The sequence below is a fragment of the Kushneria sp. Sum13 genome, from assembly GCF_052692355.1.
In genome coordinates this window covers 57301-81893 of sequence record NZ_CP199847.1, presented here as the reverse complement: position 1 = coordinate 81893, position 24593 = coordinate 57301, and the positions used below count along the sequence as shown (strand labels likewise).

Here is a 24593-nt window from a genome sequence, read left to right as displayed (position 1 = left end):
CAGTCACTACCGGAGGGTCACCTATGCGTTGCGCCATCATGGATGACTATCAGCATGCGGCGCTTTCCATGGCCGACTGGTCGCGCCTTGAAGGGCGCGTCGCGATTACCCCCTTTCATGACCACCTTGACGATGAGGACGCGCTGGTCGAGCGGCTGGCCGGGTTCGATGTCATCGTCATCATGCGCGAGCGCACGGCCTTTCCGGCCTCATTACTGTCGCGCCTGCCACGATTGCAACTGCTGATCACCTCGGGGATGCGCAACGCTGCCATCGATCTCGAGGCCGCGCACGCGCAGGGCATCACGGTATGCGGGACCGATAGCCATCCGGCGCCGCCGGCCGAGCTCGCCTGGGCGCTGATTCTGGGGCTGACGCGCCACGTCACCACCGAACATCACCACATGACCACCGGGGGGCCGTGGCAGAGCACGGTCGGCATGACGCTGGCCGGTCGCACGCTGGGCATCATTGGCCTTGGGAAGATCGGCACACGCATGGCGCGCGTTGCGAAAGCGTTTGATATGGAGGTGATGGCCTGGAGCGAACACCTGACCCCGGCACGCTGTGAGGAGGCCGGCGTCACGTTTGCCGAGTCGAAAAAGGCGCTGATGAATGCCAGCGATATCGTCTCGATCCACCTGGTGCTGAGTGCACGTACCCATCACCTGATCGACCGTCAGGCGTTTGAATGGATGCCGCCTTCATCGTTTCTGATCAACACATCGCGCGCCGGCATTGTGGATCAGACCGCGTTGATCGATGTTCTGAAGGAAGGTCGGATTGCCGGCGCAGGGCTGGATGTGTTCGAGCACGAGCCCCTGCCGCTTGATCACCCCCTGCGCCGACTGCGCGGCGTGCTGGCCACGCCACACCTGGGCTATGTCAGCGATACCAACTACCGCACCTGGTTTGGCCAGGCCATCGAAAACATCGAGGCCTGGCTTTCGGGCACACCGATCCGGCGACTGTAATCAGGCCGCGGTGCGGCTAGCCATGGCGTGGAACAGGGTCGCTGTCCACGTCCTGTGAATAGCGCCGCGTTTCATTGGCAAAGTCGTAAAAGCCGGGCTTGTCCTTGATGTAGATCTCATCGGTCATGACCATGGGGGACTGGTCATCAAAGGTGCCGGCCGTGAACGCGTAGGCATTGTCCGGCGTGTGGCGGAAGTAGAGCTGGCTGCCACAGCGCAGGCAAAAACCGCGCTCGCCCTGATCGGAGGAGTGATAGATGCCGACCGGCGAGGCATCGTCAAAGTCCGGGGCGCCTTCACAGATCACGGCCAGCATGGGCCCGCCCGTGGCCTTGCGACACAGGGAGCAGTGACAGACATGCACTTCACCACCGTGACGAACCGTAAAGCGCACCTGCCCACACAGACAACCACCCGCCCTTTCCGTAATCTCGGTCATGATTTTTCTCCTCCCTGTGAATGCGTTGCCCCGCGATGTTGCCGGACGTCAGCGTCTGCTGCCATGACGCTGGTGACAGGCCCGTCCAGCACCCTATCACGACGTGGACAGCTTTGGATCAGACATGATGAATAAGCGAGTTTTATACTCGTTTAAAACGATAAAAGCGTCATGCACTTTCTCATCCGTATGCCGGGGCCTGCTACGCTGGAAGGGACCTATCATCCAGATCGCTTCGGGAGTCGCGCATGACCATGGAACTCTACCTGCTGGGCTGGACACTGGCACTTGCCATTGTTCAGATCCTGCTGCCTGCGATGTATCGCAATCGCGAGACCGGCCTCGACTACAACGCAGGCCCGCGCGACAAGGAAGGCCCGCCGATGGGCGTGATCACCGGCCGACTGTTTCGGGCTCAGAAAAATCTGTTTGAAACCCTGCCGCTGTTTATCGGCGCCATCCTGATCGCGCATGTGGGTGGACAGGAAGGGGCGATGACGGCCTGGGGCGCCTGGCTCTATTTTCTGGCGCGTATTGTCTACGTGCCCCTCTATGCCATGGGGATTCCCTATGTTCGCTCGATGGTCTGGGGCATCAGCCTTCTGGGGCTCGTACTGGTGATCCTGCCGGTGATCTTCTAGAGCACGCCCTGTCGGATTCAATCAACAGTGCCCGGCGGTTTGCCGGGCGCTCTCATGCAGGAAGTCAGTACAGCAGGCATAAAAAATGCCGCCTCGAAGGGCGGCATTTTGCAAATTCTGTGGCGTTCGCCAGGGGTTCAGGCGGAGACGCGTTGTCCGATCTGCTGATCGTTGATGGGGCGGCTCTCGCGGGCCATCATGAGTGTCAGCGTTCTGGACTTGTTCAGCGTCTGCATGGCGAAAGAAGGAGAATGCAGATCGTTCCAGTGACCCACCGTATCCAGAAATTCGCCACACTCGGAGCAGGTAATCTCGTCCCACTCCTTGCAGGCATCCATCGGCGTATGTTGGTCGTGACCACAGCGCGTGCAGGAGATGTATTGTGTCATGGCTTGTGTCCTTCCCTGGTGATGTTACCGCCCGTCCTGGGCGATATGTCTGGCAATCCTTGCCTTTGGCCATCCTGGCCGGTTACTGCGGCAGTCCCTGCCGTGGCGTTCCTCGCCATTCGGGTCGACGTCCCTGTCGATCCCGGGTCAGCGTCCCTGCTGACCGTGTAGACACACTTTGTCATAGCGCCGGGCAATGTACAAGCCTTGTACATTATAATTTTTTGTAACTGTTAAACCCGGGCCAGGAAAGCATTTTTCCCGGCTTTTGTATGACATTTCGACGACAGCGGGCGGCAATTATCGTTCATGTTCATCCCAACTTGTACAACACTGTTTTCCAACCTCGCGCTTCAACGCTCGCGCCGCCTCAGGCACGCGTAAAGGGCAAGGGCCGGCGTCGAAAGGTATCGGGATAATCCAGCACAAGGCCCTGATCGTCGACGTCCAGCTGCGCCGTAAAACCGCTGTCGAGCCCCTCATAGCGAAAGCCATGTGGCGACAGGCACGTATAGCGTTGTCGGGCGACACTGAGGCCGAGCGCCGGCACGGACAGCAGGGCGACCGACAGACTGGCCGAGGCACCCGGGTTGAGGGCCAGTCGTCGAATGGGCAGCGTATTGGTGAAGGGCGTGGCCGCAATATCAATATCGAGACAGCCGGTCAAAGACGACAGATGCCCCCGCTGTGGACACCACCACTGGCCGTGCCCATCGGTTGACAGATGACATTCACGCCCACTGTCCAGCCGCGCTGACAGCCGGCGTATCCTCCAGCCCGGATCAAGGTGCAGCCGATAGGTCAGCTGAAAGGCAAGACCGTCATGAATCCCCTCCACACGACTGTCGGCTTCGATGCCGTCAGTACCGATCTGCAGGGTGAGGTGCTCGCTGCCCTGATGATCCCAGCCGGTCCACATCACCTCTCGCTGCATGTCTGCTCCCCTCTTTTGACTTGCCTTGCGCCATGACCGGATCCCCTTACGCCATCTTCGAGGGTTTACCGAGGTTTTCCGGCCCGAAGGAGTCCGGCAGCAGAGTGTTCATGTCATAGCGCTTGAGCGGCAGCCCCTCGGCGTTGACCACCACGATCTCGGTATCGGGGGCGGCGAACTCGCGAATGCGCTGACGACAGTCACCGCAAGGGGTGCAGAGTTCATCTCCCGGCCCGATGACATGAATGCTTTTTATCTCGCGCTCACCGTGGGCCACCATGGCCGCGATCGCGCCGGCTTCGGCACAAAGCCCCTTGTAGTTGGCACTTTCGACATTGCAGCCGGTGTAGACGGTGCCGCTGTCGCTGATCAGCAGCGCGCCAACCGGATGGTTCGAATAGGGCGCATAGGCGTTGTCGCGCACGGCAACAAGCTGTTGGCGAAGGCTTTCGGGAAGGGGCGCAAGCTCGGTCATGGGGGTCTCCTGATAATGATGATCACTTATTGTCGCAGCCTGCGCGCGCCGACAACAGTCAGGCAGTGTGATACAGGAATTTACATTAAATTCTGCTTCTTTAGCGCTGACCCCAGGTAAGATTTCTGTTTCGAGTATTCAAACGAGTTCTGCAACAGGCAATCACCCATGACCACCCCATCACCGCACTGGCAGATGGCCGTCGACCTTGAGCGCTGTATCGGCTGTCACGCCTGCTCGGTCGCCTGCAAGGTCGAAAACGATATCGAGCTGGGCGTATTTCGCACCCGGGTGCTCTATCACGATCACGGCGCCTTCCCCGAGACCCGGCGCAGCTTTTTACCTACTTTGTGCATGCAGTGTGCTGATGCCCCCTGCATGACGGCCTGCCCGTCAGGGGCGATCAGCCGCCAGGAGGATGGCATCGTACGCATCGACCCTGATACCTGCGACAAATGGGAATCCTGCATCAAGGCCTGTCCCTACGGCGCGCTGCATATCGACCCGGTGCAAAAAATTGCCGACAAGTGTGATTTCTGCAGCCATCGTCTTGAACAGTCGATGACCCCGGCCTGTGTGGAAGCCTGCCCGGCAGACGTGTTGATCTTTGGCGACATCAACGATGACCAGAGCCCGGTGTCGCGCTTTTACCAACGCCATGGCAGCGAACTCAAGGGCCTGCGGGTCGAGCGCGGCACCCGCCCGCAGGTGCGCTATCGCGGCGTGGGCACGGTGACCCCGCAGGCAGCCGTGGACAAGCTGCCCGACGGCCGGGCGCATGACCCGGTCGATTACGAAATCGATCAGTGGGCCAGCCGCTGATGCACGCCCCTTTCAGGCTGTCCCCCGGGGCAGATAACACGGCGCTTTCATGAAACGACGATCCTTTATCAAGGCCGGCATCGCCGCGCTGGCCGGTCTCAAAAAAGGCGAATACATCTATCTGGGCGTGGGCGGTGCCCTCGGCGCGGCGGCCGTCGGGGGCGCACTGATGACGCCGTCGCTGACCCGCAAGGTGAAAAACGATTACAGCCGGGCACGCAGCGTCAAAAGCGTGTGCCTCAACTGCTCGACCGTGTGCGGCATCGAGGGATTTGTCATCGATGACCGGGTGGTCAAGATTCGCGGCAATCCGAAAGATCCCAACATGGGCAGTTACATGACCTGCGCCAAGGGTCAGAGCGGTCCGACCATCAATGACTATCCCGAGCGGCTGGTCTATCCGCTCAAGCGGGCAGGCGCTCGGGGCGAAGGCCTGTGGCAGCGCATCAGCTGGGACGAGGCCTATGACGAGATCGCCGCGCGCATTCAAAAAAGCATCGATGCCGGCCATCCCGAGCGTGTGGTACTGCACGCCGGCCGTTCGCGCATCAATACCGAGATCAAGCGCTTTCTCGGCGCCATCGGCTCACCGGTGCAGCTCAACCACCGCTCGCTGTGCTCCTCGAGCAAGCGGGGCGCCAACTATGTGAGCCTTGGCGACACCGACTGGGAATCGATCGACGCCGAGCGCTGCCGCTACTTTCTCAATTTTGGCTCCAACTTTTATGAGGCCCATCAGGGCGGATTGCATCTGGTCAAGCGGGTGGTGAAGGCCCGCTTTGATCATGGCGCCACCCTGGTGACCTTCGATGTGCGCCTGTCCAATACGGCCGGACGCAGCGATGAGTGGTTCGCCCCCTTCCCCGGCACCGAAGGCGCCGTGGCGCTCGCCATGGCGCACGTCATCATGCGCGAGGGTGAATTTGATCGGGAGTTTGTCGAACACTTCGTCAATCTCTCGGCCACCGAGATCACCGACTTCCTGAAGGATTACACCCCCGAGTGGGCCGCGGCCGAGTCAGGTCTTGAAGCGTCGGATATCGAGCGGGTAGCGCTGGACTTTGCCCGCGCCCGGCCAACCGCCGTGGCTTTCACCAACCGCGGCACCGGCTCACACTACAACGGCATGAACGCCGAACGCGCCGTGGTCATGCTCAACGCGCTGGTCGGCTCCGTCGGCCGGCCCGGTGGCTACTGCTACGGGATGGAAGAAAAGCTGCGCGCCGAGCGCTATCCGCAGCCCGAGCCCATTCCGCCCAAACCTGCCGTCAGGACCGATCTGGAAGATCCACCGGAGTGGCCGCTGGCCAATCGCTGGCAGAAGATGAAAGTGGGTCAGATGGTGTATGAGTACATCCGTCAGGGACGTGCCACGGTGGATGTCTATCTCTCCTACACCATTAGCTCGCCCATGAACTGGCCGGAGGGGCGCACCACCACCGTCGGGGTGCTCAAGGATGAGTCCCTGATTCCCTTTCACGTCTGTTCGGATGTGGTCTATTCCGAAATGGCGCACTACGCCGACATGATCCTGCCGGATGCCACCTACCTGGAGCGCTGGGGGCTGGAAACCCGCAGCAGTCCCGAGCTTCGCCACTTCGTGACCCTGCGCCAGCCCATGGTGCCCCCGCCGGGCGAGGCCCGCAGCTACGCCGATGTGCTGTTTGATATCGGCCGGCGTCTGGGGCCGGAGCAGGCGCGCTATTTCGAATTCGGTGACCATGAAGCCTTTGTGCGCCACCAGTGTCGCCATATCCCCGCCGGAGAAGAGGCCGATGGATTCGAATGGATGAAACGCCACGGCGCCTTCGTCGATGACGTGCCCAAAAGCTACGAGGTGCACCGTCGTCCCCTGAGCGAACAGGAGCTTGCCGGCGCGCGCATCGATGAAGATACCGGAACAATCCATCAGCGTGACGCGCAGGGGAAGGAACAGGCCATCGGACTGATGATCAATGAGGGCGACACACGGCGCGCCGTACGCGGCTTCGGCACGCCCTCACGTCGCTTTGAGATCTACAGCCGGGAAGTGGCCGAGGTGGCCCGGGAGCAGGGCATCCACCATGACGGGCTGCCGGGCTATCTGCCGGTGCCGGCGCATGTGGGCCTGCCGGAGGATCGTTTTATCCTGACCAGCTTCAAGTGGAACGTGCACACCCAGGGGCGCACGGCCAATCAGAAATATCTGACCGAGATCGTTCACGACAATCCCATGTGGATCAACCCACACACGGCAGAACGGCTGGGGATTGTCTCGGGCGATCTGGTCGAGCTGACCACCTACCGCCCGCTCAGCAGCGGCCGGGGCGACCGGGCCTTTCGCGGTACCGGCGAGCCGATCGGCAGCCAGCAGGTGCGCGTGGTGGTAACCGAAGGCATTCATCCGCGGGTGGTCGCCATCTCCAACAGCCTGGGCTATGTGGTCTCGGGGCGCGCGGCCATGGCACGCCAGGGGTCAAGAGCTCAGGAGGCCGCGCTTGGCCACAAGGCTTACGGCCCGGCGCCCGAACGTGATGACCTGCGCGATCATCTGTGGTGGGACAAGCGCCTGGGCGGCCGCGGCAACGGTGTTAACGTCAACGCCCTGCAGCCCATCAACCCGGAGCCCCTGATCGGTAATCAGGCATGGTTTGATACCGTGTGCAGCCTGCGCCGGGTTCAGGGGCAAAGCGTCTGACCGAGCTGCGGCCAGGGGCGTCGTCCCTGCCCTCCCCGGTGACGCATCAGGAACAGGGCATCGGTCGACGCCGGGGCAGGATGGTGGGGCCCGATCGTTTCATGACGATTGACGTATCGAAGACATGACAGTGCTGGCGCTGTCGTGAAGGAGAACACCCACCATGGTCGCCACACCCCGCGATGCTGCCGTGCGCCATTCACGCGGCCTGCTGCTTGCTACCGTCGGTATTATTGTCCTGAGTTTCGATAGCCTGCTGGTGCGGCTGGCCTCGACCGATGGCTGGAGCATCGCCTTCTGGCGTGGGGCACTGATGGCCATTGTCATGGGGCTTTTCTACTGCCAGCGCCGGCGGCTGGCCACACTGAACGCCCATCGTGGTGTCTCACTGGTCTCTGCGGGGCTGCTGGCGACCATCTCGCTGCTGTTCGTGATGGCGGTAATGCATACCCGCGTGGCCAACGTGGTGGTGATCCTGAGCACGGCGCCGCTGTTCGCGGCCATTTTTACCCGCCTGTTTCTGCAGGAGGCGGTCGCGGCAAGAACCTGGATGGCGATAGGCCTTGCCATGCTGGGACTGGTGATCGTTTTTGCCGGGTCACTGACCGGTGACGGCCTTTTGGGGGATGTCTACGCCCTTGGTGCCGCCATGGCAGTGGGGGCCAATCTGACACTGCTGCGACGCTACCAGACACTGGACCGCCTTCCCCTGATTGCCGGCGGCGGCGTGATCACGGCCGTGGTGGCCTGGCCGATGGCCACACCGCTGGCACTGGAAACGCAGAGCTACGCCGTACTGGCGGTCATGGGGCTGATCCAGATGCCGCTGGCCACGGCGCTGATCAACAACGCCACCCGCTATCTGCCCTCCGCCGAGGTGGCGCTTTTCTATCTGGTCGAGGCGATTCTGGGCACGCTATGGGTCTGGTGGCTGCTCGGCGAGAACCCGCCAAAGGCCACGCTCTACGGCGGGCTGCTGACGCTGGTCACGCTGCTGGCCAATGGCTGGCTGGGGCTTCGAACGTCACGCAGCCGCCGGGCAATAGCGGCCTCGCAAACCGGATAACCCGTCAGGGCCAACGATCCTTGAAAGCCAAGGACCCGTAAAATCCGAGGGCTCGTAAAAGCCAGGTGGCCTTGCCGTCAGGACGTCCATGCCAGATCGGGTGTCATGGTGGTCTCCGGCGTGCCGATATCCCGGCGGCCCTGAAACTGCTCGGGCGTGATGACAGCGCCCACCAGCTGCCGGGCATCCGGCTGCCACAGCACGATATCCCGCGGGCCTCGCGGCACAAACTTCAGTGATTTGCGCTTTTGTACCAGCGCCATGGCCGGCACATCCAGCGCCGCACCAATGTGCAGGGGGCCGGAGTCCGGGCTGATGAGATAGCGGGCGTAATGCAGCATGGCGGCAAAGATACGCAGCGGTCGGGGCCGGCAGAGCGCGCCATATTGGCCGTCGGCCATCTGTCGTTCGAGCGTCGAGGCATGCTGCAGCTCCTCGGGGCCCATGAACACCACGTAACGCTGGCCGGCGGCCTCAAGCGCACTGATGCTCTCCTGCCAGAAACTCAGCGGCAGACGCTTGTCGAGATGCCCGCCCACAAACAGCGCCACAAAGGGGGTTGGTCGGCCGTCATCATCAAAACCGATGCCGAGCTCTTCGAGCTCGCCTCGCCCGATGCTGCGCTCGCCATTGCTCAGGATCATTGACGGGCGATCACGACAGGGCATCTCGAGCGCCCGGGCAAACATCTGCGGAATGTCATAGGCATGTGCCTGCTCACCGCTGACCTCGATATCGAACCAGTGCTGCCCACGTCTGGCCTTGCCCATGGTGTAGCGGCTATTGATCGCGCGCACGAAGATCAACCCGGTCAGAGAGCTGGGCCCTGCCTGTACAGCCAGATCATACTTCTCCCGACGCAGGTGCCGGATCATGGCGGGAAAACGCCACGGCCGCACAATGGCATCCCGCGACAGGGTGAAAACACGATCCACGCGCTGATGGCGAAACAGCGATTGGGTGCTGTCCGTGGCAAGAAGATCGATCTGGGCATCGGGGAAACGCTGTCGGAAGGTCTCGATGACAGGCGACATGATCAAGGCATTGCCAATGCGATAGTTGGGCCGCACCAGCAGTATCTTCAGCGGACCCTGAAGATTATTGACGTCAACGGCCTCGTTTTTTTGAAGATATTTCGTGATAAGAAAGGTCACGCCGCGCCGTGCCCTCCTTTCGATACCCTGCGCAAGCGTTTTGAGAATTGTATTGGTGCGAATCGCTGTTTTCAGAGACATCACATCACCTGGTCAGGGCATCCATTGCGAGACAATATCTCGCAATCATTAATGGTTTATTAACGCATCAGACTTTCTTTCACTGGCGTTAAAAGACCACAATGTCAGGCCATGGTTCCAGTGTCCAAGCGACATTTATAAAAAAATAGTCTTCCTGAAATGAAGGAAATATTAAAAATAGAAGCTGCTGTTAAAGATGTATTAACGAAGCCTTTTTATTTTCTTGTTATCTCTTTTAAACAAACAATGTTTTTTAATTCGGACAGCTTTTTAATATTAACAACGCCTTGATAACCTGTCCCTTTCTGACGGCACCTGCCGTATCATGTCGGTATCACACCAGCATGAGCCCGACGTCGAATCAGGGCACGGCTCGCTGTCTAGCGCTATGCTGATGGTCATCGACCAAAAGGGGGAGCGACTCTTGACTACAGGCAAGAAAGTGGAACGCGACGTTGACTGCTGGCTGACTGACATGGACGGCGTGCTGATCCATGAAAACAAGGCCATTCCCGGTGCCGCCGAGTTGATCAACCAGTGGCGCGACAAGAACAAACCCTTTCTGGTGCTCACCAACAACTCTACCTACACGCCCCGGGATCTGAGTGCACGACTGGCGCGCAGCGGTATCGATGTCCCGGAAGACAGACTCTGGACCTCGGCGCTGGCCACTGCCGCCTTTCTCAAGGACCAGTCCCCTGGCGGGTCAGCCTTCGTGATTGGCGAGGCAGGGCTGACCACCGCCATGCACGAGGCGGGCTTTATCATGACCGATGCCGACCCGGACTATGTCGTGCTGGGCGAGACCCGTACCTACTCGTTTGAGGCGATCACGCGTGCCATTCGCCTGATCAACGGCGGTGCCCGCTTTATCGCCACCAACCCGGACGTCACCAGTCCCAGTGCCGAAGGTGTCCTGCCGGCCACCGGCGCGGTTGCGGCCCTGATCACCAGTGCCACCAAGCGTGATCCCTATGTGGTGGGAAAGCCCAACCCGATGATGTTTCGCTCCGCGCTCAACAAGGTCGGCGCGCACTCCATGCGTACCGGCATGATCGGCGATCGCATGGATACTGACGTGGTAGCAGGGATCGAGGCAGGGCTTCACACCGTTCTGGTGCTGACCGGCATTGCCGACCGCTCCGAGGTTGAGCGCTACCCGTTTCGTCCCAAGGAGATTCTCGATTCGGTGGCAGATCTGCTGGAGGATGATCAGCAGTCGAAGAATGCGAAAAGAAAGGAGGGCAAGGGTTCGGACGCCTCAGCATGATGGCGTCCCCGGCGAACGCCGCTTTCGAGGAGCGTCTTGTCCAAAAAGGACGCTCCCGAAAGCCCACATGACATTTTGGACGACAATTACGCGCCAAATACCATGGGAGAGAGGCCAAAATAATTCATGAAAATTAATCTTCAAACACTTGTTTAAGCAAACAAGCGCTAAAAGACAATCCTCACGTTTTCGTTACGCTTTATAACAATCACAAACCCATATCCGCATATTTTTATACAAGCATTGGCATTAAGGTGGAGCTAAATTTCTGCTCTGCGATCAATATCCATGACCAAGACAATCGGAATATATGGTGGCCAGCGCATTGCCTGGATCGATGCGGCCAAGGGCGCCTGCATCTTCATGGTCGTGCTATGGCATACCACCATTTTTTCCTACGCCCAGATCGACTTTGGCGGGCTTCCACTTGATAGCTGGTGGACTGGCGCCCTGACGGCCTTCAAGCCGCTGCGCATGCCGCTGTTCTTTTTGATCTCCGGCTTTCTTGCCCATTCGGCCATTACCCGCAAAAGCTGGCAGGAGACCTTCAAGTCCCGCGTGGCGACCCTGTTCTGGCTCTATCTACTGTGGATGGCCATCAACTGGGTCATCATTTCGCTGATGCGCACCAAAATTCCAGGTGCTGCCGAAATCATCCCGGGCGAGGCCTACACGCTCAACATCATTGAATTCGTGCGTGGCGTATTTCTGGCCGACAGCGGCATCTGGTATCTCTATGCGCTGGTGCTCTACTTCGTGATCTGCAAGACCTTCAACCGGGTCGCCATTCCGCTTTTGATCGTACTGGCCCTGCTGCAGATCTTTTCCGAGCACATTACTGATGTCTGGAACTTCAAAAAGCTGCTGGACTACGGCATCTTCTATGCCATGGGCTGCTTTGGCCGGGACCGGATTGCACACGTCTATGCCGAATTCAGCGCCAAACGCTGGGTACTGGTGGGGGCAGGGCTGCTCGCTTCGATGGCTGTAGCACGCCAGCTGGGTATTTTTTACCTGCCGGTCACTCAGCTTGTTCTCTCCTGTCTGATGGTCTCCTTTGCCATCGATACCCTCGCGCTGATCCTTCGTTTCTGGCAGATGAGGGCCTTGCAGGCACTGGGCAAAAGGACCCTGCCGGTGTATGTCATTCACATGCTGCTGGTCCATCCCCTGACGCTTTTGATGGTCGATGTCGAACTCAGCGGCTCGGTAGGTCAAATGATCGCCGTCGCCCTGCCCATCGTCATTGCCACGGTCGTCTGTGCCGGCTGCCTGCTGGTGCGCTACCTGCTGGACCATGGTCCGGGCCGCGCGCTGTTTGATTTCCCGGCGCTACGAAACCGCCCGGTGGCACAGGGCGCCTGATCGTCACAAGCCATCAAGCCTGATGCGCCCGCCGGGTTACCCCCGGCGGGCGCATTCGATTTTATAGGCGTTCAACGCTCATTTTCTGCAGTTGCCATGCAGGAATTCGAAGCAGATGCTGTGAGCATTCCTGACTTTTGGAGAATCTCCCATGCTGACCCTTCGCCCCGGCAGTGAGCGCGGCCATGCCAACCATGGCTGGCTCGAGAGCTATCACTCCTTCTCCTTTGCCGGCTATGTCGACCCGAATCATGTCCAGTTCGGCCCCCTGCGGGTGATCAATGAGGACCGCGTCGCCCCGGGTGGCGGTTTTGGTCAGCACGGCCATCGCGACATGGAGATTTTCTCCTATGTGCTGTCAGGCGAGCTGGCTCACCGCGACACGCTGGGCAACGGCTCCAGCATTGGCCCGGGGCAGGTGCAATTGATGACCACCGGTACCGGTGTCGAGCACAGCGAGTTCAATCACTCCGGCCAGGCGCCGGTGCACTTTCTGCAGATCTGGCTTTTCCCGCGCGAAACGGGATTGGCGCCGCGCTACAGCGAGGCGGATTTTCCGCCCGAGTCAAAGCGTGACCAGCTGCGCCTGATCATCTCCCCCGACGGTCGCGATGATTCGCTGCGCATCGAACAGGATGCCTTCATCTACGCCACGCTGCTGGAGGGCACGACCGCCCTGACTCACGAACTGGCCCCCGGCCGACGCGGCTACGTACACCTCATCCGCGGCACGCTCACGGTCAATGGTCAGCCGCTTGAAGGCGGCGATGCCCTGCTGCTGGAAGAGGAGGCACAAATCGAGCTGGCCCACGGCCGTGACGCCGAGGCGCTGGTATTTGATCTGCCCTGAATCGACAAGCGCCCTCAATCTGTTCGATGATCACGTCAGATCATTATTATCACCGCAGTGTCATCACCCAGAGGGCGTCATGTCAGCATCAAACCAACCGGCATCCAGCGTTGCCAGCGTCTACAACTACGGGTCGATCAATATCGACCATGTCTACCGCGTACCGCATCTGGTGCGCCCGGGCGAGACCCTTTCCAGCACCGACTATCAGATCGTGCTGGGCGGCAAGGGCGCCAACCAGACCATCGCGCTGGCGCGCGCCGGCGGCCGGGTGGCCCACTGGGGGCAGCTCGGCCGGGCCGATGAGTGGGCGCTGGAGACATTAAGAGACGCCGGCGCCGACATCGATGACGTGGCAGTGCTTGAGGGCTCAAGCGGTCACACCGTGATTCAGGTCGATGACGAAGGCGAAAACGCCATCGTGCTCTTTGGGGGCACCAACCAGAGCTTCACGCCCGAGCGCCTTGATGAGCTGCTGACCGGCGCCGACAGCGGGGGCTGGCTGCTGCTGCAAAACGAGTGCAACGCCGTTGAAGCGGTGATTCAAAAGGCGCTGGCCCGCGGCCTGAAAGTGGCCTTTAACCCGGCCCCGATGACGCCCGCCATTCGAAAGCTTCCCCTGACCGAACTGTCGCTACTGTTCGTCAACCGCGGTGAAGCCGCCGCGCTGGTGGACATCGACGAGCAAAGCAATGCCGACACCCTGATCAAGGCGCTGCAAACGGCACTGCCGGGGGTTGATATCGTGCTGACGCTTGGCGCCGAGGGTGCCTGGCGCATCGACGGTGAGCACAATGAGCCTCTGTATCAGCCGGCCCGCCCGGTGCAGGCCGTCGACACGACCGGTGCGGGAGACACCTTCATCGGCTACTACATGGCGGCCCTGCAGGCAGATCATGATGCCAATACCTGCCTGGCGCGGGCCACCGCGGCGGCGGCACTGGCCGTACAGCATCCAGGCGCTGCCACCGGCATCCCGACCGTGGAGGAGGTCGAGGCCTTCCTGCAGATCGCTGATCAGTCCGAGTAACGCAGGCGTCGCCGCTGCTTCTAAGCCATCAAAACTGTTGAGCCATCAAGACCGTTAAGGTATTAAAAAAGGCCCCGCCATTGGCGGGGCCTTTTGTTTCAGACGCGAGGGTCACAGGCGCATGAGCTGCTTATGACTGACCGCTCATTTCCCTGAGCATGGACTCGATCAGGTCCATTCCCTCGTTGAGCACGTCATCGCTGATGGTGACCGGCATCAAAAAGCGGATCGTGTTGCCATAGATGCCGCAGGAAAGCAGGATCAGGCCGCGCTCGCGCGCCGTTTTGCAGAGCTTGCCGGCCAGTTCGGTATTCGGCTCGCCCTGGCCGTCGACCAGATCAAACGCGGCCATGGCCCCCAGATGACGCGAGTTGCGCACGCAGTCAAACGAGCGCTCCAGCTGCTGGAAGCGTTCCCCCAGCTTCTCGCCCAGCGCCTGGCTCTTCTCGAGAATGTTCTCTTCCTCGAACACTTCAAGTACCGCCAGTACTGCCGCACAGGAGACCGGGCTGCCGGTATAGGTGCCGCCCAGCGAGTTGCCACCCGAGGCATCCATGACGCTGTCGGTACCGACCACGGCCGAGATCGGCATGCCGGCGGCCATGCTCTTGGCCATGGTCATGATGTCGGGTTCAACGCCGGTATGCTCGATGGCAAACATCTTGCCGGTACGACCGAAGCCGGACTGAACCTCGTCGACGATCAGCAAAATGCCGTGCTCGTCACAGATCTCGCGCAGCGCTTTCATGAAGCTCGGTGAGGCGGCGTGAAAGCCCCCTTCGCCCAGCACCGGCTCGATGACGATCGCAGCGGTATCCTTCGGGTTGGCGTCGGTCTTGAAGGTCATCTTCAGCCCGCGCAGGGCGTCTTCTTCGCTCACGCCGATCGATTCGACCGGATAGGGCGCGCGATAGACCTGCCCCGGCATGGGGCCGAAGTCGGTGCGATACGGCGCGACCTTGCCGTTCATGGCCATGGTCATGAAGGTACGGCCGTGATAGCCGCCGGTGAAGCAGACCACCCCGGAGCGACCGGTGGCGGCGCGTGCGATCTTCACGGCGTTTTCCAGTGCTTCGGCCCCGGAGTTGGCCAGCATTACCTTGGCATGCCCGCGCACCGGTGTAATGTGACTGAGCTTTTCAGCCACCTTCACATAGCCTTCATAGGGCATGACGGTCTGGCAGGTGTGCATCACCTTGTCGAGCTGCGCCTTGACCGCCTCAACCACCTTCGGATGGCGGTGACCGATATTGAGCACGCCGATACCACCGGCAAAATCGATAAAGCGCTTGCCATCAGCGTCCCACAGCTCGGCATTTTCGGCACGCTCGGCAAAATGCCCGTCCGCGCTTGCCGCGCCATTGGCTACATAGCGCTTTTTCAGCTCGTTCAGTTCGTTATTGTTCATCCGCAATCTCCTTTGATGTGCAGCAATTACAGCCCGCCAAGACAGACATACTTGAGCTCGGTAAACTCCTCCAGTCCGTGGTGCGAACCCTCTCGACCCAGCCCTGACTCCTTGATCCCGCCAAAGGGCGCCAGCTCGGTCGACAACAACCCTTCATTGACGGCCACCATGCCGTACTCCAGCGCCTCCATGACGTGCCAGATGCGCTTGTAGTCGCGGGCATAGAAATAGGCCGCCAGGCCAAAGGGCGTATCGTTGGCCATCGCAATGGCCTGATCATCCTGGTCGAAACGAAACACCGCCGCCAATGGACCGAAGGTCTCTTCACGGGCCACGGCCATGTCGGGGGTCACGTCGGCCAGCACGGTCGGGGCATAAAACGAGTGTCCCAGCGCGTGTTTCTGGCCGCCTTCCACCAGGCGGGCGCCCTTGTCGAGCGCATCAGCCACGTGCGCGCTGACCTTGTCGACCGCGGCCTGATTGATCAGGGGCCCGATGATCGTCCCCTCTTCCAGACCGTTGCCGACGGTCAGTTCGCGAACGCGGGCCGCCAGCCTGTCGACAAAGGCGTCGTAAATGCCGGACTGCACCAGAAAACGGTTGGTGCACACGCAAGTCTGACCGGCGTTGCGGTATTTCGAGGCAATCGCGCCCTCAACGGCGGCGTCGAGATCGGCGTCATCAAACACGATAAAGGGCGCATTGCCGCCCAGTTCCATCGCGGTCTTTTTGACGGTGGAGGCACACTGCGCCAGCAGCTTTTTGCCCACCGGCGTGGAACCTGTAAACGACACCTTGCGCACGCGCGGGTCGGTGGTCAGCACCTCACCCACCGCGACGGGGCTTTTGGCCGTGACCACGCTGATGGCGCCTGCCGGAATGCCGGCTTCCAGCGCCAGTGCGGCCAGCGCCAGAGCCGTCAGCGGGGTCGCCTCGGCCGGTTTGATCACAACCGTGCAACCGGCGGCGAGCGCCGGGGCACACTTGCGGGTGATCATCGCCAGCGGGAAATTCCAGGGCGTGATGGCTGCCACCACACCGATCGGCTCGCGCATGACCAGAATGCGCTTGTCCGCGCCGTGACCAGGCAGGGTTTCCCCGGCAATGCGCTTGGCTTCTTCGGCGTAAAACTCGATAAACGAGGCGCCGTAGCCGACTTCACCGCGTGATTCCGCCAGCGGCTTGCCCTGTTCCAGCGTCATCAGGCGCGCCAGAGCGTCGGTATTTTCAACCACCAGATCAAACCAGCGGCGCAGCAGCCGTGAGCGCTCCTTGGCCGGCACCTTTCGCCAGTCAGCCAGTGCCGTCTCGGCAGCAGCGATAGCGTCACGCGTCTCTTCGGCGCCAAGGTCGGCTACGTTGGCGACCAGCTCCCCGGTGGCCGGATTATTGACCGCGAACTGCCGGTCGCCTTCCTTCCAGTGCCCACCGATCAGTGCCGCAGCGCGCTGGCTTTTGAATTCAATATCCTGCATATGGATCAATCCCGTTTGTCGAAGATGTCAGCGGTGATAAACGTCCTGCATGACTCGATCACTGAACGCTTTTCCATAACGGTTGAGCGCAAAGAGATACATCGCCAGACCCAACAGCATCCAGCCCCCGAACACCCCCCACTCGATACCGGTCAGCGCCGACGGGCTCCCCGGCAGATAAAGACAGGCCATGGCCAGTGACAGCAGCACCGCCAGCGCGCCGACCACCTGACCATTGCCGACCCTGAAGGGGCGATCCATGTCGGGCTCGCGCTTTCGAAGCACCATGAACGACAGCGCCACGAACAGATAGGCGATCACGATCCCCAGACCGCCGGCATCCACCAGCCACACCATGGCCGGGCGACCCATGAAGGGCGCAATCGTCGACAGCAGGCCGATCATGATGATGGCGTTGGTGGGCGTCTTGTGCTTCGGATGCAGCTTGCCCAGAAAGGCCGGCAGCATGCCGGAGTGCGCCAGCGCATAGATGGCGCGCGACCCGCCGATATAAAACGCATTCCAGCTGGTAATGATGCCCGCGATGCCGGCCAGCACCATCAGCTTGCTGCCCCAGACGCTGCCGACCACCGATGCCATGGCATCCGGCACCGACAACGAGCTGCCCTCGAGCGCCGGCTGATCCAGCATCAGGCTGGTGCCCAGCACAATCAGCGCATACCAGGCCACCGCCATCAGCACCGAGGCAATCAGCACCTTGCCGATATCGCGAAACGGCAGGTCGATCTCTTCGGCCGCCTGGGGGATCACGTCAAAGCCCACGAACAAAAAGGGCACCATGACCAAAACCGCCATGATACCGCCGACAAATCCGCCGCTGGATTCATGGTTAAACAGCGGCGTCATGTTGGCGACTTCGCCGGTAAACAGCGCACCGGTAATGAACATCACGCCCACGACCAGAATCAGGCCCGTCACCAGCTTCTGGATCAGCGCCGCCGTGGTGATGCCGACATAGTTGATCGCCATCATGATCAGCGAACCGATAACCCCGACGGCCACCCAGCTGGCCTTGACGTCCCAGCCGGCCACGGTCCAGAGATGCCCCACGTCATAGCCGGGGACAAGCTGCTCGACCACGGTGGGCAGCGCGACGGCCTCAAACGACACGACACTCACATAGCCCAGCACGATGCTCCAGGTGCAGATAAAGGAGGCAAAGTGACCGAGCGCGCGATAGCTGTAGACGTGCTCGCCGCCCACCTTGGGCATGGCCGAGGCCAGCTCGGCATAGGTCAGTCCCACCAGCAGGACTGCGATACCGCCGATAATGAAGGCAATGATCGCTCCCACACTGCCGGCATCGAGAATCGCCCCGCCGGTCAGAACGATCCAGCCCCAGCCGATCATGGCGCCGAAGGCGAGTGCCAATACGTCGGTGCGTGCCAGGACACGTACCAGTTCGCGTGGTTTGGTTGTGCTCTGCATAGAAGTTATCCGTCATTATTGTGATCTTTCAGGGCCGGGAGGGTGTTATGGCATGTCACGCGGCATGTTGTGTCTCCCTGCTCACACGCTACCACTGTCCCGGGTCCGGTACGTGAACCACTTGTGCGTTCAGGTAGACCACTGTCTGGAACCACCGTCATAATGACCTTCTCCCCCGCCCCCCTGCCCGGACCCTGTCATGCAGCGATCTTTAGAGGAGGCCCTGAGCGATATTGAAACGGCCTGGCAGCGTCAGCCCGACCGGCTGAACAAGCAGGTTCGCCTGGAGCAGGCCCTGACCACGCTGATCGAACAGCAATGGATCGACGGCCAGCGTCTGCCGCCCCATCGCCAGATCTGCCAGCGCATTGGCGTGGCACGCAATACGCTGGCCGGCGTCATCGAGCTTTTGCAGTCCCGCCATCTTTTGACCACCCAGCATGGCCGCGGCAGCTGGAGTCTGCGGCCCGCCGTGTCACCACCCATGGGTGAGGCCTCGCCGGTCGCCCTGTCACAGCGGGCGCAGCGGATTCTCGGCACCAGCGGGGCCAGCCCGATCCAGAGCGGGGCATTCGTGCCCGGCATTCCCGATATTGCCCGTTTTCCGATGCGCCGCTGGCGCACGCTCTACGCCACCCTGACCGTGCCGCAAAATGCCCTGCTGCTGTCCTATTCAAGCGGCGGATATGGACCGTTAAAGCGCGAGATCGCCGATTTTCTGCGCCGCGGCCGCGGTATTGAATGCGCCCTTGAACAGATCATCATCACCGATGGAACCCATCACGGTCTGGAGCTTTGCGCCCTCGCGCTGGCCGATCACGGCGACCGCGTGGTCATGGACTCCCCCTGCTACTGGGGGGCGCGCAATGTCTTTCAGGCGACGGGATTGGGGATCCATCAGTGTCGCTGGCAGCCCGGAACCGGCTATCGGGATCTGTCACCGGCGCTGCACTCGCCGCGCATGCTGTATTTGACCGGTGCGCGCCACTATCCCCTGAGCGTGCCCATGCCGATCGAGGACAAGCGCGCCCTGGTTGAGCAGCTGTCACCGGAGCTTCTCATCGAGGACGACTACGAGTTCTTTGAAGCCCACCATCGGGGACTGCTCTTTTCTCCCGATGACGGCCGCTCCATTCTGGCCGGGTCGTTTTCCAAGCTGATGTTCCCGGGGCTGCGGCTTGGGTATCTGGTCGTCCCCCGCGCCCTGAGCGGCGCCATCAACAGGGTCAGAAGTGAAGTCTTTCGTGAAGGACGCATGCTGGATCAGGCGGTGCTGGCAAGGTTCATGGCCGATGGGGATCTCGACCGCTGGTGTCGGCGCATCAATCGCGAATATCTGCAGCGCCAGCAGACCCTGTATGACCTGCTGGCCGACCTGCCGGGGGTAATCGATATCTCACCCCCGGCCGGCACCATCACCCTGTGCGTGACGCTGGCCACCGACATTGATGACGTGCGCCTGGCACGTCATCTGCTCAATCAGTACCGCCTGCTGGTCAAGCCGCTCAGCCCGGTCTGCGCTGCCAATGATCCGCGGCGCGGTCTGGTGCTGGGCATCGGCATGGTCGAGGGGGACACGCTGGAACGCCTGGGGCGCCAGCTCGCCGAGGGCATTCGCGGGTTTGTTGAGCGCAGCTGACCAGCCTCTTGTATCACGCCGCTGATCAACAGGGCTGACCGAACATTAACATCCGCTGACGTCAGACGTTCTGACCGAGCGCTGCCGTTCGAGCGGTCGCCTGCGTCGTGGCATCAGTCTCGTCGCGGATACGCGCCTCGGTCTCGGGGTCGAACGCCACCATGCGCGACACATCGAAGGCAAAGCGGGTCGACTGGCCGGGACTCAACGACGCGCCGGGGCGCATACGTGCATTGATGCTGCGCCCACCCAGCCGGGTGACCACGTAGAGATCGGCACCGGTGGGCTCGACCAGCGCGACTTCGAGCTCCGCTTCATGGATCTCGCCATCCTGGCGATTGGCACTGGCAGGGTCGGTGATCGCCTCCGGGCGCAGCCCGAGCATCACGTCCCGGTCGCACCACGCCTCGAGCGCAGCCCGGTCGCGCACGATCGGCAGCGTCACCTCACTGCTGGTGGAGGCGATGCGGGCCACCAGAGCGCCGTCCTGACGTGTGACGCGGGCGGTGACCAGGTTCATCGACGGCGAGCCCATAAAACCCGCCACGAAGAGGTTGTTGGGATCATCGTAGACCGACTGCGGCGTCCCCAGCTGCTGAAGCTCACCGCCACGCATCACGGCGATGCGGGTGGCCAGCGTCATCGCCTCGATCTGATCGTGGGTGACGTAAACGATGGTGGTGCCGAGGCGCTGATGGAGCTGCTTGATCTCGGTACGCATGTCGACACGCAGCTTGGCATCCAGATTCGACAAGGGCTCATCGAACAAAAAGAGCTGCGGCTCGCGTACCAGTGCGCGCCCCATCGCCACCCGCTGGCGCTGCCCGCCGGAGAGCTGGGCCGGTTTGCGGTTGAGCAGGTTCTCGATCTGCAAAAGCTCGGCGGCGCGCTGTATCGCCTCACGTCTTTTGGCCTTTGGCACCTTGCGCATCTCGAGCCCGAAGCCGATGTTGCCGGCCACCGTCATGCTCGGGTAAAGCGCGTAGGACTGGAACACCATGGCGATATCGCGGCGCGAGGGGTGCAGGTCGTTGATCCGCTCGCCGTTGAGCAGAAGCTCACCCTCGCTGATGGCATCAAGCCCCGCGATCATGTTCAAAAGGGTCGACTTGCCACAGCCGGACGGCCCGACCAGCACCAGGAAGTCCCCTTTCTCAATGGCAATGTCGATGCCCTTGAGCACATGGGTGTCGCCGAAGCGTTTGTGAACGTTGTGAATATGTAGAAAGCTCATGAATGTCTCAGCCCTTGACCGATCCCGACATCAGACCGCGCAGAAAGTATTTGCCCGCCAGGATATAGACGACCAGCGTCGGCACGGCCGCCACCATCGCCGCTGCCATGTTGACGTTGTACGCCTTCACGCCCGTGGAGCTGTTGACCAGGTTATTGAGTGCCACCGTGATCGGTGCACTGTCGCCGGAGGTAAAGGAGACGCCGAACAGGAAGTCATTCCAGACGTTGGTGAACTGCCAGATGATCGTCACCACGATGATCGGGATCGAGGCCGGCAGCAGAATGCGAAAAAATATGGTGAAAAAGCCGGCCCCGTCGAGCTTGGCTGCCCGCACCAGCTCATCGGGAAAGCTCTCATAGAAGTTGCGAAAAAACAGGGTCGTAAAGCCGATGCCGTAAACGATGTGTACCAGCACCAGCCCGGTGGTGCTGTTGGCGATGTGCAGAATGCCCAGCACCCGCGCCATCGGCAGCAAAACGATCTGAAACGGAATGAAGCAGCTGAACAGAATCAGCCCGAAGACGATCTTGTGACCGCGAAAGCGCCACTTGGTCAGCACGTAGCCGTTGAACGCCCCCAGAAGCCCCGAGATCAGCACCGCCGGCACCACGATTTTGATGCTGTTGAAGAAGTAGCCATGCACGCCATTGCACTCGAGTCCGATGCACGCACTCCCCCACGCCTCGCGCCACGGGGCAAACGTCCAGTCACTGGGCAGCGCCAGCATGTTGCCCTGATGGATCTCCTCAAGCGGCTTGAACGAGGTCACCAGCATCACGTAGAGCGGCATCAGATAGGCAATCGCAAACACTGCGAGCACGGCGTACAGCAGCGCGCGAGTGAACGTATTGCGGCGCGCAACGATGGATCCGGCACTCATGAGCGGGACTCCCGCAGTTCAGAGTAGAGATAGGGGATGATCAGCGCGGCAATCACCGCCAGCATGAACACGGCGCTGGCCGAGGCAATGCCCATTTCGTTGCGCGAGAAGGCGTAGGAGTACATGAAGGTCGCCGGCACCGCAGTGGCATTGCCCGGCCCGCCCCCGGTCATGGCCACGATCAGATCGAAGCTCTTGATGGCCAGATGCGCCAGCACCACGATCGCGCTCAAAAAGACCGGGCGCAGCTGGGGAATGATAATGCGCCCATAGATCTTCCAGGTCGGCGCGCCATCGATCTGAGCGGCCTTGATCATCTCGCCATCGATGCCCCGAAGACCTGCCAGAAACATCGCCATGATAAAGCCGGTCGCCTGCCAGACGGCGGCGATCACCACGGTGTAGATCGCCATCCTGGCGTCGATCAGCCAGTTGAAGCTGAAACTCTCCCAGCCGAGCGAGTGCATGGTGCGCTCAAGGCCCAGTCCCGGATTGAGAAACCACTGCCACGCCGTGCCGGTAACGATAAACGACAGCGCCATCGGGTAGAGATAGATGGTTCGAAGCGTGCCCTCGGCGCGGATGCGCTGGTCCAGCAGAATCGCCAGCAAAAGGCCGAGTACCGTGCAGGTGACGATATAGAGCAGCCCGAACACCCAGATGTTGTGCAGCGCGATCCCCCAGGTCCAGGAAGACCACAGCCGCGACCACTGCCGGGTGCCCACCCAGGTATAGTCCGGCAGCATCCCCGAGTTGCTGAAGGAGATATAGGTGGTCCAGAGAATGAAGCCGTAAACGAAAAAGAGCACCAGCACGAACGAGGGCGAGAGGACGAGCCTGGGCAGCCAGTGCTGCAGGCGCTCGCCAAAACCCCGCGAAGAGGGTGGTTTCGACATCGATTACCTCGGGATCAGGATCATGGCCCCGCCAGTGGTGACGGGGCCGGTGGCGTCGAATCGCTGCTCGATCAGAGATGCGATGTGATCAGGAGCGGGCGCCCTGTACCGCCATCGCGAGTTGTTCGGCGGCAACGTCGCTGGGCATGTCGCTGTTGACGAACGAGGAAACGATATCGAAGACTGCATTTTTCACGCCGGCAGGCGCAGCGTAGCCGTGTGCCATGCTGCCCATCAGCGTGTTGCTCTCGGCGGCCGTCTTGGCCTGCTCATAGCCCCGCTTTGCACAGGCGTCGAGCCCATCGGACGACAGGTCAGTACGGGCCGGCACCGAACCCTTGAGCTGGCTGAAGGTGACCTGGAACTCCGGTGAGCCGATGATCTCGGCCATGGTGCGCTGCATCGACTGCTGCTGATCATCGTCATTTTTGAACATGATCATCAGGTCGCTGTTGAAGGTCACCGCATTCTGAGTGCCCGGGGTACGGAAGCACATGAAGTCCTGCTCCGGCTTGAGCCCGGCATTGAGGAACTCGCCCTTGGCCCAGTCGCCCATGATCTGATAGAGCGCATCGCCCTTGATGACCATGGCCGTGGCGAGGTTCCAGTCACGCCCCGGAGAGTTGTCATCCTTGTACTGCAACAGTTCGCGGAACCGATCAAACGATCTGATCATGGTGTCGGAATCCAGCGCCTCTGGATCAAGGTCGATCATGGCCTGGCGATAGAAATCAGCACCGCCGGTGGCCAGCACCACGTTTTCAAACACGGTCGCGTCCTGCCACGGCTGCCCGCCGTAGGCCAGACCGGTATGGCCGGCGTCCTGCGCCTTTTTCATCGAGGCAATGAACTCTTCCCAGGTGTTGGGCTGCTTGATGCCGAGCTCGTCCATCATCGACGTGTTGGCCCACACCCAGTTGGTGGAGTGAATCTCGAACGGTGCGGCAATCCAGTGGCCATCGCTTTTGGCAAAATGCTGGATCGGCTGCGGGAAAACCTTGTCCCAGTTGCCGGCCTGTGCCACGTCGTCCAGTGAGCTCAGCGCATCACGGTCGGCCCAGTCCTGAGCGTCGTAGCCCAGCACCTGTGCTGCCGTGGGCGGGTTGTTGGAGGTGATCCGCGAGCGCAGCACGGCCATCGCGTTGGTGCCGGCGCCGCCGGCCACCGGCATGTTCTGCCAGCCGATACCGTCTTCTGCCAGCTTGTCCTTGAGCGCGCCAAGCGCCTTCGCCTCGCCACCGGAGGTCCACCAGTTGAGAACTTCGACCTCTCCCTGTCCCTTGCTTTCCTGAGCGAAAGCCGACGACGACAGCAGGATGGCCAGCGGTAGTGCACCGGCCATCAGGCACTTGTTGAACGTTGTTGTCATGGCGTGCGTCCCTTGTATTGTTTTTGAGGCGAGTCGATATCGTTGTTTTGTGGGGCCCACGAGGGCGGGCGCG

22 protein-coding genes are annotated in these 24593 nt (G+C 61.1%); 10 read left to right on the top strand and 12 right to left on the bottom strand.

Annotation, left to right across the window (positions count from 1 at the left end; genetic code table 11):
• The first annotated feature begins 23 nt into the window (after nucleotides 1-23).
• Nucleotides 24-974: a D-2-hydroxyacid dehydrogenase family protein gene (locus tag ACUN8C_RS00375; protein ID WP_445620412.1), complete on the top strand. Its 951-nt coding sequence runs from the start codon at nucleotides 24-26 to the stop codon at nucleotides 972-974.
• A 16-nt stretch (nucleotides 975-990) separates the two neighbouring features.
• Here the strand turns inward: ACUN8C_RS00375 and ACUN8C_RS00370 are convergent, their stop codons facing one another.
• Nucleotides 991-1413 (bottom strand): GFA family protein, encoded by a 423-nt coding sequence (locus tag ACUN8C_RS00370; RefSeq protein WP_445620411.1) that lies wholly within the window; start codon nucleotides 1411-1413, stop codon nucleotides 991-993.
• Between the two features lie 248 nt (nucleotides 1414-1661).
• Here ACUN8C_RS00370 and ACUN8C_RS00365 point away from each other — a divergent pair, with 248 nt between their 5' ends.
• Nucleotides 1662-2054, top strand: a complete 393-nt coding sequence (locus ACUN8C_RS00365; protein WP_445620410.1) for an MAPEG family protein — start codon at nucleotides 1662-1664, stop codon at nucleotides 2052-2054.
• A 137-nt stretch (nucleotides 2055-2191) separates the two neighbouring features.
• Here ACUN8C_RS00365 and ACUN8C_RS00360 read toward each other — a convergent pair whose 3' ends face one another.
• The 3 genes from ACUN8C_RS00360 to cdd form a co-directional block, all read right to left on the bottom strand.
• Nucleotides 2192-2443, bottom strand: a complete 252-nt coding sequence (locus ACUN8C_RS00360) for a hypothetical protein (RefSeq protein ID WP_108841136.1) — start codon at nucleotides 2441-2443, stop codon at nucleotides 2192-2194.
• A gap of 370 nt (nucleotides 2444-2813) precedes the next feature.
• Nucleotides 2814-3377: a putative glycolipid-binding domain-containing protein gene (locus tag ACUN8C_RS00355; RefSeq protein WP_445620409.1), complete on the bottom strand. Its 564-nt coding sequence runs from the start codon at nucleotides 3375-3377 to the stop codon at nucleotides 2814-2816.
• A 46-nt stretch (nucleotides 3378-3423) separates the two neighbouring features.
• Nucleotides 3424-3852 carry a cytidine deaminase gene (gene cdd, locus ACUN8C_RS00350; RefSeq protein ID WP_445620408.1) on the bottom strand — a complete coding sequence of 143 codons (429 nt, stop codon included), beginning with the start codon at nucleotides 3850-3852 and terminating at the stop codon, nucleotides 3424-3426.
• 168 nt (nucleotides 3853-4020) lie between these two features.
• Between cdd and ACUN8C_RS00345 the strand changes: the two genes are divergently transcribed.
• The 3 genes from ACUN8C_RS00345 to ACUN8C_RS00335 all read left to right on the top strand — a co-directional run bounded on the left by ACUN8C_RS00345 (nucleotide 4021) and on the right by ACUN8C_RS00335 (nucleotide 8417).
• Complete coding sequence (locus ACUN8C_RS00345; protein WP_445620407.1) at nucleotides 4021-4674, top strand: 4Fe-4S dicluster domain-containing protein; 654 nt, start codon at nucleotides 4021-4023, stop codon at nucleotides 4672-4674.
• A 49-nt stretch (nucleotides 4675-4723) separates the two neighbouring features.
• Complete coding sequence (locus ACUN8C_RS00340) at nucleotides 4724-7351, top strand: molybdopterin-containing oxidoreductase family protein (RefSeq protein WP_445620406.1); 2628 nt, start codon at nucleotides 4724-4726, stop codon at nucleotides 7349-7351.
• 163 nt (nucleotides 7352-7514) lie between these two features.
• A complete protein-coding gene (locus ACUN8C_RS00335; protein WP_445620405.1) occupies nucleotides 7515-8417 on the top strand; it encodes a DMT family transporter in 903 nt (300 codons plus the stop codon).
• Between the two features lie 77 nt (nucleotides 8418-8494).
• On the opposite strand, the gene ACUN8C_RS00330 is transcribed toward ACUN8C_RS00335, so the two are convergent.
• Nucleotides 8495-9652, bottom strand: coding sequence for a glycosyltransferase family 9 protein (locus ACUN8C_RS00330; RefSeq protein WP_445620404.1), 1158 nt, complete (start codon nucleotides 9650-9652; stop codon nucleotides 8495-8497).
• 424 nt (nucleotides 9653-10076) lie between these two features.
• Here ACUN8C_RS00330 and ACUN8C_RS00325 point away from each other — a divergent pair, with 424 nt between their 5' ends.
• The 4 genes from ACUN8C_RS00325 to ACUN8C_RS00310 all read left to right on the top strand — a co-directional run bounded on the left by ACUN8C_RS00325 (nucleotide 10077) and on the right by ACUN8C_RS00310 (nucleotide 14167).
• A complete protein-coding gene (locus ACUN8C_RS00325) occupies nucleotides 10077-10922 on the top strand; it encodes an HAD-IIA family hydrolase (protein WP_445620403.1) in 846 nt (281 codons plus the stop codon).
• A gap of 288 nt (nucleotides 10923-11210) precedes the next feature.
• Nucleotides 11211-12287 carry an acyltransferase family protein gene (locus tag ACUN8C_RS00320; protein ID WP_445620402.1) on the top strand — a complete coding sequence of 359 codons (1077 nt, stop codon included), beginning with the start codon at nucleotides 11211-11213 and terminating at the stop codon, nucleotides 12285-12287.
• A gap of 151 nt (nucleotides 12288-12438) precedes the next feature.
• The gene (locus tag ACUN8C_RS00315) at nucleotides 12439-13137 is read left to right on the top strand and encodes a pirin family protein (RefSeq protein ID WP_445620401.1); all 699 of its coding nucleotides are present in this window, start codon (nucleotides 12439-12441) and stop codon (nucleotides 13135-13137) included.
• A 79-nt stretch (nucleotides 13138-13216) separates the two neighbouring features.
• Nucleotides 13217-14167, top strand: a complete 951-nt coding sequence (locus ACUN8C_RS00310; RefSeq protein ID WP_445620400.1) for a ribokinase — start codon at nucleotides 13217-13219, stop codon at nucleotides 14165-14167.
• Between the two features lie 130 nt (nucleotides 14168-14297).
• Here the strand turns inward: ACUN8C_RS00310 and gabT are convergent, their stop codons facing one another.
• From gabT to ACUN8C_RS00295, 3 genes are read right to left on the bottom strand one after another with little or no spacing between them, the layout of a single operon-like run.
• The gene (gene gabT / locus ACUN8C_RS00305) at nucleotides 14298-15575 is read right to left on the bottom strand and encodes a 4-aminobutyrate--2-oxoglutarate transaminase (RefSeq protein ID WP_445620399.1); all 1278 of its coding nucleotides are present in this window, start codon (nucleotides 15573-15575) and stop codon (nucleotides 14298-14300) included.
• A gap of 26 nt (nucleotides 15576-15601) precedes the next feature.
• Nucleotides 15602-17050 carry an NAD-dependent succinate-semialdehyde dehydrogenase gene (locus ACUN8C_RS00300; protein WP_445620398.1) on the bottom strand — a complete coding sequence of 483 codons (1449 nt, stop codon included), beginning with the start codon at nucleotides 17048-17050 and terminating at the stop codon, nucleotides 15602-15604.
• 27 nt (nucleotides 17051-17077) lie between these two features.
• On the bottom strand, nucleotides 17078-18499 hold the full coding sequence (locus tag ACUN8C_RS00295) for an APC family permease (protein WP_445620397.1): 1422 nt from the start codon (nucleotides 18497-18499) through the stop codon (nucleotides 17078-17080).
• A 199-nt stretch (nucleotides 18500-18698) separates the two neighbouring features.
• On the opposite strand from ACUN8C_RS00295, the gene ACUN8C_RS00290 reads away from it, so the two are divergent.
• On the top strand, nucleotides 18699-20138 hold the full coding sequence (locus ACUN8C_RS00290) for an aminotransferase-like domain-containing protein (protein ID WP_445620396.1): 1440 nt from the start codon (nucleotides 18699-18701) through the stop codon (nucleotides 20136-20138).
• Between the two features lie 61 nt (nucleotides 20139-20199).
• Here the strand turns inward: ACUN8C_RS00290 and ACUN8C_RS00285 are convergent, their stop codons facing one another.
• The 4 genes from ACUN8C_RS00285 to ACUN8C_RS00270 all read right to left on the bottom strand — a co-directional run bounded on the left by ACUN8C_RS00285 (nucleotide 20200) and on the right by ACUN8C_RS00270 (nucleotide 24520).
• Entirely contained in the window at nucleotides 20200-21372 is a 1173-nt protein-coding gene (locus ACUN8C_RS00285; RefSeq protein ID WP_445620395.1) for an ABC transporter ATP-binding protein, read from the bottom strand.
• A 7-nt stretch (nucleotides 21373-21379) separates the two neighbouring features.
• Entirely contained in the window at nucleotides 21380-22255 is an 876-nt protein-coding gene (locus ACUN8C_RS00280; protein WP_445620394.1) for a carbohydrate ABC transporter permease, read from the bottom strand.
• Complete coding sequence (locus ACUN8C_RS00275; protein ID WP_445620393.1) at nucleotides 22252-23151, bottom strand: carbohydrate ABC transporter permease; 900 nt, start codon at nucleotides 23149-23151, stop codon at nucleotides 22252-22254. Before ACUN8C_RS00275 ends, ACUN8C_RS00280 begins: the two co-directional genes overlap by 4 nt.
• Nucleotides 23152-23239: 88 nt before the next feature.
• Complete coding sequence (locus ACUN8C_RS00270) at nucleotides 23240-24520, bottom strand: ABC transporter substrate-binding protein (RefSeq protein WP_445620392.1); 1281 nt, start codon at nucleotides 24518-24520, stop codon at nucleotides 23240-23242.
• Nucleotides 24521-24593: the final 73 nt, after the last annotated feature.

Excerpts from the sequence above, each read along its gene's own strand:
- ACUN8C_RS00320 (WP_445620402.1), top strand. The coding sequence starts at position 11,211 with ATGACCAAGACAATCGGAATATATGGTGGCCAGCGCATTGCCTGGATC.
- ACUN8C_RS00300 (WP_445620398.1), bottom strand. The coding sequence starts at position 17,050 with ATGCAGGATATTGAATTCAAAAGCCAGCGCGCTGCGGCACTGATCGGT.
- ACUN8C_RS00290 (WP_445620396.1), top strand. The coding sequence starts at position 18,699 with ATGCAGCGATCTTTAGAGGAGGCCCTGAGCGATATTGAAACGGCCTGG.
- ACUN8C_RS00345 (WP_445620407.1), top strand. The coding sequence starts at position 4,021 with ATGACCACCCCATCACCGCACTGGCAGATGGCCGTCGACCTTGAGCGC.
- cdd (WP_445620408.1), bottom strand. The coding sequence starts at position 3,852 with ATGACCGAGCTTGCGCCCCTTCCCGAAAGCCTTCGCCAACAGCTTGTT.
- ACUN8C_RS00365 (WP_445620410.1), top strand. The coding sequence starts at position 1,662 with ATGACCATGGAACTCTACCTGCTGGGCTGGACACTGGCACTTGCCATT.
- gabT (WP_445620399.1), bottom strand. The coding sequence starts at position 15,575 with ATGAACAATAACGAACTGAACGAGCTGAAAAAGCGCTATGTAGCCAAT.
- ACUN8C_RS00310 (WP_445620400.1), top strand. The coding sequence starts at position 13,217 with ATGTCAGCATCAAACCAACCGGCATCCAGCGTTGCCAGCGTCTACAAC.
- ACUN8C_RS00375 (WP_445620412.1), top strand. The coding sequence starts at position 24 with ATGCGTTGCGCCATCATGGATGACTATCAGCATGCGGCGCTTTCCATG.
- ACUN8C_RS00295 (WP_445620397.1), bottom strand. The coding sequence starts at position 18,499 with ATGCAGAGCACAACCAAACCACGCGAACTGGTACGTGTCCTGGCACGC.
- ACUN8C_RS00270 (WP_445620392.1), bottom strand. The coding sequence starts at position 24,520 with ATGACAACAACGTTCAACAAGTGCCTGATGGCCGGTGCACTACCGCTG.
- ACUN8C_RS00280 (WP_445620394.1), bottom strand. The coding sequence starts at position 22,255 with ATGAGTGCCGGATCCATCGTTGCGCGCCGCAATACGTTCACTCGCGCG.
- ACUN8C_RS00355 (WP_445620409.1), bottom strand. The coding sequence starts at position 3,377 with ATGCAGCGAGAGGTGATGTGGACCGGCTGGGATCATCAGGGCAGCGAG.
- ACUN8C_RS00335 (WP_445620405.1), top strand. The coding sequence starts at position 7,515 with ATGGTCGCCACACCCCGCGATGCTGCCGTGCGCCATTCACGCGGCCTG.
- ACUN8C_RS00360 (WP_108841136.1), bottom strand. The coding sequence starts at position 2,443 with ATGACACAATACATCTCCTGCACGCGCTGTGGTCACGACCAACATACG.
- ACUN8C_RS00340 (WP_445620406.1), top strand. The coding sequence starts at position 4,724 with ATGAAACGACGATCCTTTATCAAGGCCGGCATCGCCGCGCTGGCCGGT.
- ACUN8C_RS00315 (WP_445620401.1), top strand. The coding sequence starts at position 12,439 with ATGCTGACCCTTCGCCCCGGCAGTGAGCGCGGCCATGCCAACCATGGC.
- ACUN8C_RS00285 (WP_445620395.1), bottom strand. The coding sequence starts at position 21,372 with ATGAGCTTTCTACATATTCACAACGTTCACAAACGCTTCGGCGACACC.
- ACUN8C_RS00275 (WP_445620393.1), bottom strand. The coding sequence starts at position 23,151 with ATGTCGAAACCACCCTCTTCGCGGGGTTTTGGCGAGCGCCTGCAGCAC.
- ACUN8C_RS00330 (WP_445620404.1), bottom strand. The coding sequence starts at position 9,652 with ATGTCTCTGAAAACAGCGATTCGCACCAATACAATTCTCAAAACGCTT.
- ACUN8C_RS00370 (WP_445620411.1), bottom strand. The coding sequence starts at position 1,413 with ATGACCGAGATTACGGAAAGGGCGGGTGGTTGTCTGTGTGGGCAGGTG.